13 protein-coding genes are annotated in these 12,349 nt (G+C 42.2%); all 13 read right to left on the bottom strand.

From position 1 onward, the window contains the following. Window positions 1-41: 41 nt before the first annotated feature. Window positions 42-1,517, bottom strand: a complete 1,476-nt coding sequence (locus STYK_RS05000) for a PTS galactitol transporter subunit IIC (RefSeq protein ID WP_000382513.1) — start codon at window positions 1,515-1,517, stop codon at window positions 42-44. 47 nt (window positions 1,518-1,564) lie between these two features. Beyond that, window positions 1,565-1,870: a PTS sugar transporter subunit IIB gene (locus tag STYK_RS04995; protein ID WP_000590547.1), complete on the bottom strand. Its 306-nt coding sequence runs from the start codon at window positions 1,868-1,870 to the stop codon at window positions 1,565-1,567. Between the two features lie 38 nt (window positions 1,871-1,908). Continuing rightward, entirely contained in the window at window positions 1,909-2,385 is a 477-nt protein-coding gene (locus tag STYK_RS04990; protein ID WP_033685008.1) for a PTS sugar transporter subunit IIA, read from the bottom strand. Window positions 2,386-2,647: 262 nt separating this feature from the next. Continuing rightward, window positions 2,648-4,471: a translation elongation factor 4 gene (lepA, locus tag STYK_RS04985; protein WP_261805351.1), complete on the bottom strand. Its 1,824-nt coding sequence runs from the start codon at window positions 4,469-4,471 to the stop codon at window positions 2,648-2,650. Window positions 4,472-4,549: 78 nt separating this feature from the next. Then, window positions 4,550-5,278, bottom strand: a complete 729-nt coding sequence (locus STYK_RS04980; protein ID WP_261104563.1) for a metallophosphoesterase family protein — start codon at window positions 5,276-5,278, stop codon at window positions 4,550-4,552. 1 nt (window position 5,279) lies between these two features. Next, complete coding sequence (gene recN, locus STYK_RS04975; protein ID WP_261805350.1) at window positions 5,280-6,950, bottom strand: DNA repair protein RecN; 1,671 nt, start codon at window positions 6,948-6,950, stop codon at window positions 5,280-5,282. Between the two features lie 6 nt (window positions 6,951-6,956). Then, window positions 6,957-7,388 carry an arginine repressor gene (locus STYK_RS04970; protein ID WP_049499393.1) on the bottom strand — a complete coding sequence of 144 codons (432 nt, stop codon included), beginning with the start codon at window positions 7,386-7,388 and terminating at the stop codon, window positions 6,957-6,959. Beyond that, the gene (locus STYK_RS04965; RefSeq protein ID WP_261805349.1) at window positions 7,381-8,196 is read right to left on the bottom strand and encodes a TlyA family RNA methyltransferase; all 816 of its coding nucleotides are present in this window, start codon (window positions 8,194-8,196) and stop codon (window positions 7,381-7,383) included. The genes STYK_RS04970 and STYK_RS04965 overlap by 8 nt, the downstream gene beginning before the upstream one ends. After that, a complete protein-coding gene (locus STYK_RS04960; protein WP_261805348.1) occupies window positions 8,189-9,064 on the bottom strand; it encodes a polyprenyl synthetase family protein in 876 nt (291 codons plus the stop codon). The genes STYK_RS04965 and STYK_RS04960 overlap by 8 nt, the downstream gene beginning before the upstream one ends. Next, window positions 9,061-9,273, bottom strand: a complete 213-nt coding sequence (locus STYK_RS04955; protein WP_033629613.1) for an exodeoxyribonuclease VII small subunit — start codon at window positions 9,271-9,273, stop codon at window positions 9,061-9,063. The genes STYK_RS04960 and STYK_RS04955 overlap by 4 nt, the downstream gene beginning before the upstream one ends. After that, window positions 9,251-10,591: an exodeoxyribonuclease VII large subunit gene (gene xseA / locus STYK_RS04950; protein ID WP_261805347.1), complete on the bottom strand. Its 1,341-nt coding sequence runs from the start codon at window positions 10,589-10,591 to the stop codon at window positions 9,251-9,253. The genes STYK_RS04955 and xseA overlap by 23 nt, the downstream gene beginning before the upstream one ends. Before the next feature lie 127 nt (window positions 10,592-10,718). Beyond that, a complete protein-coding gene (gene udk, locus STYK_RS04945) occupies window positions 10,719-11,357 on the bottom strand; it encodes a uridine kinase (RefSeq protein ID WP_261805346.1) in 639 nt (212 codons plus the stop codon). 109 nt (window positions 11,358-11,466) lie between these two features. Beyond that, window positions 11,467-12,345: a tRNA pseudouridine(55) synthase TruB gene (truB, locus tag STYK_RS04940; protein WP_261805345.1), complete on the bottom strand. Its 879-nt coding sequence runs from the start codon at window positions 12,343-12,345 to the stop codon at window positions 11,467-11,469. Between the last annotated feature and the right edge of the window lie 4 nt (window positions 12,346-12,349).

Genomic DNA, 12,349 nt, shown 5'->3' with positions numbered 1-12,349 from the left:
TGACAACCTAGCTTTAACAATTTACATTTTATAGGAGCGCATTATTTTGCTTTTGCTGCGTACTCTTCGTTACGTTTGATCATTTGTTTTCTGTACCATGCAAAGATACCGATATAGAATACAAGGAAGACTACAGCACCAAGGATTGCTTTGATATCACCTGTTGTAGTGTTACCAATTGTCCAACCAAGAAGTTTTTCGATTGGTCCTTCAAGAGTTGAGTGAGTGATCAATTGAGTTTCGCTCACACCTGCTGGGAAGGCACCTACACCTTTAGCAAGTTCTGTTGCAAATGGTGCGATAAGTGTACCTGAAAGAAGGAAGAGTGGCAACAAGAGTGTTCCGAAGATAATCATACGGAGCAATTTACCACGTGTTACAACCAAGAGAGCTGGAGTAACACCCATAGCGATGATACCTGCAAGTGGCAAGATACCATTTCCGACTTTTGAAAGAAGCACAGCTTCGATCAACATGATTGGTGCAAGTACGTTGGCACAAGCCCAGATTTCAGCACGACCAGCGATGAATGGCCAGTCAAGACCGATATTAAATTTACGTCCTTGAAGACGTTTAGTAGCAACGTTTGTAATACCTTGTGAAAGTGGTTCTACGGCAGCGATGAACCATGAACCGATGAGTGAGAAGAGTTCCAAAGATACACCGGCTGTCAAACCAAGAGACAACCAACCTTTAATAACTAATTGCCAGTTTGCTGCATCTTCTACGCCAGCAACTGGATGTGGAGTACCCATCAAACCGATAACGATACCAAGGATGAAACCGATGAAGAATTTAGATCCCCAGAAACCGATTTTCTTGTTCAATTTAGCAGCATCAAAGTCATATTTATCAAGACCTGGGAAGAATTTTTCAAAAATCTTATCCAAAACCATGATAACTGGGTTCATCATGTAGTTCATGTGAGTTGAAGTCATTGGTGATGAACTTGGTGCGTTAAGAAGGTCATCAAATGTAGGTTTCATCAAATCAGAGTTGATGATTTTAAGAACACCTACAAGGACAACTGCTGCAGTGGCGATGAAGAGTGAAACCCCTTGGCTTACACCGTTGTTGTCTGCATACCATTTAATCAAAAGACCTGTGATAGACAAGTGCCAGATATCGAAGATATCAACGTCAAGTGTATCAGTTTTCTTCATAGCAAGCATCACTACGTTGACAATCAACATGATGAGCAAGAAGTAAAGTGTCCAAGCAGATCCCCAAGTGATTGTAGCAAGTGGTGCCCAACCAACGTCAGTGATGTTCAATTGAATACCAGTATTTTCAACGAATTTTGCAAGTGATGCTGAGAAAGCACCATTCAGCATACCGATGATAGCACCGATACCAGTAAGAGCGATGGCAAGTTTGATACCACCTTCAAGTGCTTTGGAGAATTTCACTCCAAAAAGTAGAGCCAATACTGTCAAAATGATCAGCATGATGATTGGCCCACCCATATCCAAGATAGGTTTGAACAGCTTATTGGCTAGTTCGATAATGACATCCATAATAGTTCCTCCCTTTTTATAGTTATATGAATGTTAACAAATTAAAATTAGCTTAACCCGTGTTCTTTGATAGCTGCTTCAATATTATCAAATACTGGAGCACTCATTGCTGGGATACGGAATAAGATTGGTCCAGCTTCGATAACTGGAATACCTGGGTCAAAACCAAGATCTGTTGCAGCAATTGGTGTAAAAATGTCATAACCTTTGATAAGGTCTTCATTAACGTCTTTTACCATAACTGCATCACAGTGAACATCAAAACCGCGGTTTGAAAGTTCTTCTTCAAGAGCACTTTTAATTTGGTGGCTTGAGTTAACACCTGCACCGCAGGCAGCAAGAATTTTAATCATATGGATTTCCTCCGATTTAATATTTTTAATAGACAAAATTAAGCAATTGCTTCAGCAATATAAGCATAGAGGGCTTCTGGTTCAGAAATTTTTGATAGGTCTTCAAGATGACTATTTCCAGTAAAGAAGTCCATCAACTGAGCAAGAATGTTCGTTTGACTTGAACTTGAGTTATTAATGATAAAGAAGAGTAAGGATACTTCTACTTCCTTATCTGGTGCAATCATATTGTGGAAGGTCACTGGATTATCTAATCGAACGACCACAACTTTTTCAGCTAGATTATGAACAATATCTGTATGAGGAATAGCCACATTCGGCAAATCCTTACCCAAAAATTCCATATCTAAGCCAGTTGGAAATGACTTTTCACGCGTGATCAGGGCTTCACGATAGGTCGGAGTCACGATTTCTCGTTCTTCCAATAAAGTTGCGACCTGATCAAAGAGATGTTCTTGATTATCCGCTTCTAAGCAAAACACAAGGTTTTTGTCAAAGAAATGATCTAATCCCATAAGGTTTTCCCTTCTTTCCATTAACTTTATGCTATAAGTATAACACTATATGAAATCGTTGTCAATATTTTTTTGTTGTTTTTTGTCCTTTTTTTGATTATTTTGTTTATTTTTTATCTTTACAATCAAAACAAACATTTAAAACAAACACTTTAAACGATTTAATCCTATTATAAATGCAAAAAAACAGGCCTATTTAAGCCTGTTTTACTATTGATTCTTATGTAAATTTCCTGTGAACAAGAAAAACAATTATGATAACTTATTCTTCATCCATGCTCAAGACGCTAAGGAAGGCTTCTTGTGGAACTTCTACTGATCCAATAGCTTTCATGCGTTTCTTACCAGCTTTTTGTTTTTCAAGGAGTTTGCGTTTACGAGAAACGTCACCACCGTAACACTTAGCAAGTACGTTCTTACGAAGGGCCTTGATATCCGTACGAGCTACAATCTTGTGTCCAATAGCTGCTTGGATTGGTACTTCAAATTGTTGACGAGGGATGATTTTCTTAAGTTTATCAACGATGAGTTTTCCACGTTCGTAAGCAAAATCCTTGTGAACGATAAAGCTAAGGGCATCCACCTTGTCTCCGTTGAGAAGGATATCCATTTTCACTAGCTTAGATGGGCGATATTCTGACAATTCGTAGTCAAAACTTGCATAACCACGCGTCGAAGACTTAAGCTTATCAAAGAAGTCAAAGACGATTTCAGCTAGTGGAATTTGATAGATAACATTGACACGGTTATCATCAATATAATCCATAGTCACAAAGTCCCCACGCTTGCGCTGAGCTAGCTCCATCACTGCTCCGACGAACTCCTGTGGTACCATGATTTGCGCCTTAACATAAGGCTCTTCAATGGTCGCAATCTTGGTAGGATCTGGGAACTCAGATGGGTTAGACACATCCATAGACTCACCGTCGGTCAAATTAACTTTGTAAATAACAGACGGAGCTGTCATGATGAGGTCAATATTGAACTCACGCTCTAAACGTTCCTGGATAACATCCATGTGGAGAAGTCCAAGGAAACCACAACGGAAACCAAATCCAAGTGCCTGAGATGTTTCTGGTTCAAACTGAAGACTAGCATCATTCAGTTGCAATTTTTCAAGGGCTTCACGTAGGTCATTGTACTTGTTTGACTCGATAGGATATAGACCCGCAAAGACCATAGGATTCATCTGCTTGTAACCATGTAATGGCTCTGCCGCAGGATTGGTTGCCAAGGTAACGGTATCACCCACACGCGTATCCTGAACCGTCTTGATAGAAGCTGCAATATAACCAACATCACCAGTCGCAAGGAAATCACGACCAACTGCTTTCGGAGTAAAAATACCAACTTCTGTCACATCAAAAGTCTTGCCATTGCTCATAAGCTGAATCTTATCGCCAGGTTTAACCACCCCATCCATGACACGAACTTGGAGAATAACCCCACGGTAAGCATCATAAACTGAGTCGAAAATCAAAGCCTTAAGTGGCGCCGTCACATCACCCGTTGGAGCTGGTACTTTTTCTACGATTTGCTCAAGGATTTCCTCGATACCGATACCAGCCTTGGCAGAAGCCAAAACTGCTTCACTGGCATCCAAACCAATGACATCCTCAATCTCAGTACGCACGCGCTCAGGATCTGCAGCTGGCAGGTCAATTTTATTAATGACTGGCATGATTTCCAAATCATTGTCCAAGGCCAGATAAACGTTGGCAAGGGTTTGGGCCTCAATCCCTTGGGCAGCATCGACGACCAAAATCGCTCCCTCACAGGCAGCTAGCGAACGTGAAACTTCATAGGTGAAGTCTACGTGCCCCGGCGTGTCAATCAAGTGGAAAATATAAGTTTCCCCATCTTTATCAGTATAATTCAGCTCGATGGCATTCAACTTAATGGTAATCCCACGTTCCCGTTCTAGATCCATGCTATCCAAAAGCTGAGCTTGCATTTCACGACTTGAAACCGTCTCTGTTTTTTCCAAAATGCGGTCTGCTAGAGTCGACTTTCCATGGTCAATATGGGCGATAATAGAGAAGTTACGGATCTTCTCCTGTCGTTTTTTCAATTCTTCTAAGTTCATGATTCTCTTCCTTTCAGGGTATCTATTTATTATAAATTGTTTTTGACATTTTGACAAGACCATACCCTGCTAGGAGTACTAATCTTCAGCGACAAAGCCGTCATTCTCAATAAAGTGATGTTCTGTCATTCCTTGGTCAGTAAAGACAATCCCGTGAAGGACACCACCATAAACAGCTCCTCCGTCCATTCCAATCTTGCCATCTTCTGTAGTCCAAAGCTCAGCTGTACCTCGCTCTTGCTTTAACAAACCATAGACCGGTGTATGGCCAAAGACAATGATTTTTCCAGTATAATTTTCGGCTTCGTGGAATGGTTTTCTAAGCCAAACTTTTTTATAATCTGTGGTTTCATGCCAGTCATCCAAGGTCAAATCAATACCTGCATGAACAAAGATATACTTGTCTGTCTCTACCACAAACGGCATTTGACGAATAAATTCGACCAAGTCTGCCGCTTCAGTAGCAACACGCTTGGCATCCTCAACTCCATCAACTGGTGCATCCAAGGGACGACCTAGGATAGAGTTAATGGTTGTATCTCCACCATTGCGACGATAATGGTCATAGCTTTCTTCTGGGTTATCGAGCCATGTCAAAAACATATACTCGTGGTTCCCTGACAAACAGATAGCCCCTTGATTGTCCACCAAGTCCTTAACCATCTCTAGGACACGGCGACTATCTTCGCCACGGTCAATCAAGTCCCCTAGAAAGAGCAACTGGGTCTGACCATCCCATGTTTTGAGAAGGTCTTCCAGCATCCCAGCTTTTCCATGAACATCTCCAATTACATAATAGTCTGTCATCTTATTTCTCCCTGTTTCTCAACAATTCTCTGGCTTGCGTCAGGGCTGCTTCCGTCACATCATCACCAGCCAACATCTTGGCAACTTCCTCCACTCTCTCTTCAACCGTCAAGAGACGAACAGTCGAAACTGTTGAATGGTCATTGCTAATCTTCTCAATAAAGAATTGATAATCCGCAATCGCAATCACTTGTGGTAAATGGGAAATAGCTAGAACCTGCCCATGCTGACCAATTTTATGAATCTTCTGTGCAATAGCTTGGGCAACACGACCTGAAACTCCCGTATCCACTTCATCAAAGACAATACTCGTCTTACCTTCTTTACGTGAAAAGGCAGACTTAATGGCTAGCATGAGACGAGATAATTCCCCACCAGATGCAACCTTGACCAAGGGTTTAAAATCTTCGCCAGGGTTGGTTGAAATATAAAACTCAACCATTTCATTTCCCTCACGACTGAATTTGCCCTTGCTAAAACGAACCTGAAACTGAGCTTTTTCCATATAGAGGTCTTGCAGTTCTTGTTTAATATCTGCTTCTAGCTGCTGAGCCAAGTCATGACGAGCAGAGGCAAGCTGACCTGCCAAATCGACAAGATTAACTTCCAATTTCTTGAGCTCTGCTTCCATGTCCTCCTCAGACGAAAGGTTATTGCCTGTCAAGAGATTGTATTCTTCCGTAATCTTGGCAAAATAAAGCAAGACATCGTCTACAGTCCCACCATACTTACGGGTAATGGTATGAAGGAGGTCCAAGCGGTTCTCAACCTGCATGAGACGATTACCATCAAAATCAAGGTCCTCTATAATAGCTTCCAGACGTTTGCTAATATCTTCTAAGACATAGTAGGTCTCAGACAAAGAGCTTGAAATTTCACGGTATTCAGGGTCATACTCTTCGACACTTTCCATGTCATTCATGGCTGAACGAACATTGGCCAGACTTGAAAAATCTTCATTGTCCAACATACTGCAGGCATTAGTCAGCGTATCCGCAATATTTTTATGATTGAGAAGTTTATCACGCTCCTGATTGAGAGCCAGATCTTCTCCGGCTTGCAAGTTTGCTGCCTCAATCTCTGCCATTTGAAATTCCAACATTTCAATACGTGCCTTGTGTTCCTGTTGGTTTTTCTTGACTTCCAGAACCTGCTTACGCATTTTTCGATAGGCATCAAAACTCGTTTGATAGGTTTCTTTCAAGGCCCAAAAGCCTGTATCACCAAATTCATCCAACATTTGAATATGCAGTTGGGGACGCATTAACTCCTCTTGGTCATGCTGACCATGAATATCTACCAGATGTTGCCCAATAGCGCGCAAAACAGACAGATTAACCATCTGACCATTGACACGGCTGATACTACGACCATTTTGCAGAATTTCCCGACGGATGATAATCTCATCCCCCATTTCCAAACCTTGCTCATCAAAAATTTCCTGTAAAAGGCGACTATTCTCAACTGAGAAAAGCCCCTCAATCTCTGCCTTTGGCGCACCATGACGAATAACATCTGTCGTAGCACGAGCTCCCAACATCATATTCATGGCATCAATGATAATCGACTTCCCTGCACCCGTTTCACCAGTCAGGACAGTCATTCCCTTTTCAAAATTGAGGGAAATAGCCTCAATAATGGCAAAGTTTTTTATCGAAATTTCAAGTAACATATAGACCTACCAATTTTTTACTTGTTCAAAGATTTCCTCAGCTAGATTTTCACTTCTGGCAATGACTAAAATCGAACTATCATCAGCCAAACAGCTAAAAATCTTGTCCGCAAAAGTCTCGATTAACTGAGCTTTTACAAAAGCAGTATTTCCTGGGATGACTTGGAGATTAATCATCTTATCCATCAATTCAGCCGATTCGATATTGTCTTCAGCCAGTTGCAAACTTTTTACGATTGATTTTGGCAATTCATAGACATAGGTGTTGTCTCTCAAAGGAATTTTGACAATACCTAGTTCTTTGATATCCCGTGATACCGTTGCCTGAGTAGCAGTGATTCCTGCTTCTTTCAAGTGTTCTACAATTTCTTCTTGTGTACCGATTTGATAATCTGTCACAAATCGTCTAATTTTTTCAAGTCTCTCTTTTTTATTCATTTTTAAATTGACTATGCGCCCTTTCTACTACTTCTTCAATTTCAGCAAGAACCTGATTGCTTGCTGACTCTTCTTTTTTCAAATACGCTAAAAACTCAACATTTCCATGACCACCTTGGATGGGAGAAAAGTCCAAGCCAAGGACTGAAAAACCTTCCTCTACTGCCATTGTTGTGACAGATTCAAGGACATTCTGATGGACCTTGGCATCACGAATGATTCCATTTTTTCCAATCTGCTCACGTCCGGCCTCAAACTGGGGCTTAACCAGAGCTACAACTTGACCTTGATCAGCCAAGACACGGTGCAAGGCTGGAAGAATCAGACTGAGGGAAATGAAACTCACATCAATACTGGCAAAGCTCGGTTCCTGCTCGAAATCAGTCTTTTCAGCATAGCGGAAATTGAACTGCTCCATGCTGACAACCCGTGGGTCTTGGCGTAATTTCCAAGCCAACTGATTGGTACCAACATCGACTGCAAAGACCAACTCGGCACCATTTTGCAACATGACATCGGTAAAACCTCCAGTAGAGGCACCGATATCAATCGTTGTAGCTCCTTCCACTGACAAATCAAAGACCTGCAAGGCCTTCTCCAGTTTCAAGCCACCACGACTAACATACTTGAGTTTCTCCCCCTTGAGTTTTAGCTCGGTGTCATCTGGGATTTTCTCTCCTGGCTTGTCAAACCGTTCTCCATTAAGGACTGCTACGACTAGGCCAGCCATGACACCACGTTTGGCCTGCTCTCTCGTTTCAAACAAGCCCTGTTTATAAGCTAGTACATCCACTCTTTCCTTAGCCATTGATTCTCAAACTTTCTACTACTTTCACAATCGATTCTATCTCAAAAGGAACCTGCTGGGCAATATCTTCTAATTTGGCATTAGCTTGGTCCAAGGTTTGGTTACAAAAGGCAATAGCCTCTTCCAAGCCCAACAAGGCTGGATAGGTTGACTTTTCTGCCTGCAGGTCCTTTTGTGGCGTCTTGCCGATTTCCTCAAAACTGGCGGTCACATCTAACACATCATCTCGAACTTGAAAAGCAAGACCAATCAATTCACCAACAGTTTTCAGCTTCACCTGCATTTCAGGTGACAATTCGGCTATAATAGCAGCAGCTTGGAAGGGATAGGCTAGTAGTCTTCCAGTCTTATTGGCATGAATGGTCTGAAGTTCTTCCAAAGTCAGAATTTGGTGTTCACCCTCCATGTCCAAAACCTGCCCTGCCACCATACCCAGACTACCTGAAGCAAGAGATAAGTTGGCAATCAAGTCCACCTTGATCTGACTTGGCAAATCTGCCTGCGCTATCAAAGCATAAGGATCTAGGAATAAAGCATCTCCAGCCAAAATGGCCATAGCTTCACCAAATTTCTTATGATTGGTCAAACGTCCCCGACGGTAATCATCATCATCCATAGCTGGAAGATCATCATGAATCAAGCTCCCTGTATGAATCATTTCCAAGGCCGCAGCCACCTGCGCATGAGCAGGTTTGATTGCAATATGCAAGGCTTCCAAAACTTCTAACAAGAGAAAAGGCCGAATACGCTTGCCACCAGCATGAATGGAATAGAGAACAGACTCTCGCAAACTAGAGGCAAACTGCTGGTCTCCATAAAAGTCTTCCAAAGCCGACTCAACAAGAGCTAATTTTTCTTGCTTTTTCATTCAAAATCACTTTCTGTTCCGTCTTCTTGCATGACCTTGACCAAGGTCTTTTCAGCCTTGTCCAGCGTCGCTTGGAGCTCTTTTGACAAGATCATGCCCTTTTGAAAGGCAGCAATCGCATCTTCCAGAGCAATTTCACCATTTTCCAAACTTTGGACAATGGTTTCCAGTTCTGCTAGATTTTCCTCAAATTTCTTTTGTTTTGACATCTTTAACCTCTAATTCTACTTGACCATCTCGCATCAAAAGCGTCACTTGGTCTTTTTTCTTCAAATTTTCAACCGAATCAACTACGGACTCTTCTTTTTTGACAATAGCATAGCCACGCGCCACGATTCGACTGGTATCCAACATCAGCAAGGCTTCCGAAAGTCGTTTCACCTCAGTAACCTTGGCATCATAAACCAAAGCCATTTGGCTACGGAGGAGCTTGTCCAACTGACCAAGACGATCTTGATAACGTTGTATTTTAGTAACAGGTGATAATTGTACCAGTCGATGCGTCCTTTCTTGGACGACTTGTTTGTTATCAGAAATCCGTGTTCGCAAACTTTGTTTTAAGCGCAGTTGCAGCTGATCCAAGCGTTGCAAATAGCCATCATACAAGCGCTCTGGCTGTCTAAAGATAACAGACTGACTGCATTTTTTCAAAGCTTCTTGTTTCTTAGATAGGACATTTCGGACTGCTGTTGCCATTCGTTTTTCCTGATTTTGCAAATGAGTTAATAAATCCAACTTGGTCACAGGTGTTGCCAGTTCAGCCGCAGCTGTTGGCGTCGCAGCGCGGCGATCTGCCACAAAATCTGCTAAAGTCACATCTGTCTCATGCCCCACACTAGAGATAACTGGCAAACGAGACTCAAAAATAGCTCGTACCACAATTTCCTCGTTAAAAGCCCAGAGATCCTCTATGGAACCTCCACCACGACCAATAATCAGCAAATCCAAATCGTCTCGTTGATTAGCACGCGCAATATTTCGAGCAATTTCCTCCGCAGAACCTTCACCTTGAACCTTGGTCGGATAGAGCAGAATATCGACACCTGGAAATCGCCTACTGACGGTCGTGATAATATCTCGAATAACGGCTCCACTGCGACTGGTTACTACACCAATTCTCTTAGAAAATTGGGGCAGAGGTTGCTTGAAACGTTCTTGAAACAGGCCTTCTTCTGTCAATTTTTTCTTGAGTTGTTCAAACTGAATCGCAAGCGCACCAACTCCATCAGGCTCTGCCTTTTCAATGATGATGGAGTAGCTACCACTTGGTTCATAGACCTGCACACGTCCAATCACATTGATTTTCATTCCTTCTTCCAGGTCAAAACCTAATTTCTGATAAATTCCAGACCAGATGGTCGCTTGAATGACTGCGTGGTCATCTTTTAAGGAGAAATATTGGTGAGTAGGTCGTTTACGAAAGTTGGAAACTTGACCAGTTAAATAGACCCGTTCCAAGTAAGGGTCTTTATCGAATTTCATTTTCAGATACTTGGTCAAAGTTGTTACCGATAAATACTTTTCCATCTCCACCTACTATTCATTTTCTTGCTTTTCCATGGGTATTATTATACCAAAAATATGCCTAAAAATCTCCATTTATGTACCATTATGAGGGAAAAATAGAAAAAGGAGGCAGGGCCTCCACATCTGTTTATTTGCTGTTTCGAGCTTCTTCCAAAATCTTTGCAATCTTGGTTGTCAAAAGATCGATAGCCACTGTGTTACTGACTCCCTCAGGAATGACAATATCCGCATAACGCTTGGTTGGCTCGATAAACTGATGGTACATAGGTTTGACTACGCCTAAATACTGGTCAATAACACTATCAAGGCTACGGCCACGCTCTTCCATATCACGCTTGATACGACGAATAATGCGCACATCATCATCCGTATCCACAAAAATCTTAATATCCATCAAATCGCGCAGACGCTTGTCCTCCAAGACCAAAATCCCCTCAACGATAAAGACATCTTGAGGTTCTTGACGATAGGTCTTGCTACTTCGTGTATGTTCTGTATAGTCATAGGTCGGGATGTCCACCGGACGCCCTGCCAACAATTCCTTAATCTGCCCGATCATCAAGTCTGTATCAAAGGCAAAAGGATGGTCGTAGTTGGTTTTGACACGCTCTTCAAAGGTCAAATGAGACTGATCCTTGTAGTATGAATCATGCTCAATCATGGAAATCTTTTCATCAGGAAAATGCGATAAAATGGCTCTTGAAACACTGGTCTTACCACCACCAGAACCACCTGTCACTCCGATAATGATTGGTCTATTTTGCATGCTATCCTCCGTTTTTTTATCCGTCGTCTATTCTATCATATTTTTTACAAAATTTATAGTCTGGTTTGGATAATCTAGGGGAAACAACACTCCTTACACCCCAGTTAGACTAGCTAAAAACCTTCCTTGGCTTGTAGAGATTGTCCCGTTTTTCTAGAATAGCTAACAATTTATCTCCTTCAAAAGCAGCTAATTCCTTATCCGACTGTTCTAACTCAATAAAACGACCAAAGCGTACTTCTGTAGCCTCTTCTTGAGTTAGGAAAACTTTGACAAGGTCTCCTGTCCCAATCTCTAGAGGATGAAGAAAGTCCAATTGGCCAGCCCCCACTTTTGCAGCAATTTCTTCCAAGGTAAGAGCATCTTCTAACTGTAAACCAGCTGCACTAGTTCGAGTCAGGTGAGACATATGGGCCGCATAACCAAGCTTCTCTCCCAAATCAACTGACAATGTACGGATGTAAGTCCCTTTACTGCATTTTACACGAAAAGTAAAGCGTGCAAGATTCCCCTCATAAGAAATCGGACTTGTCCGCTCAAATTGATAAATGGTCACCTGACGTTCTGGACGCTCCACTTCTTGGCCAGCACGCGCATACTCATAAAGCTTGCGACCATTGACCTTTACAGCCGAATACATAGGTGGAATCTGGGTAATAGGCCCAGTCAGACTGGCGATTGCTTCATCAACAAGCTTTTCATCCAAGGGCGATAAAACAGGTGTCTCTGCGACCACTTCCCCACTAGCATCCTCTGTCGTCGTGGAATAGCCCAGAGTGATTTCCCCCTCATAGACCTTGCCCTCATCCTGCATAAACTCGACCATGCGTGTTGCCTTGCCAACCGCAATGGGCAAAACACCCACCACATCCGGATCCAAGGTTCCACCATGACCAATCTTCTTGGTTCCCAAAATCTTACGCAGTTTAAAAACCGCATCATGCGAGGTCATGCCCGCTTCTTTTTTTAAGTTGATAATACCGTTCATTTTT

It is taken from the genome of Streptococcus toyakuensis (assembly GCF_024346585.1).
GTDB classification, from domain to species: Bacteria; Bacillota; Bacilli; order Lactobacillales; family Streptococcaceae; genus Streptococcus; species Streptococcus toyakuensis.
Note: the sequence above shows the minus strand (reverse complement) of the source record. Positions and strands in the feature narration are given on the sequence as shown.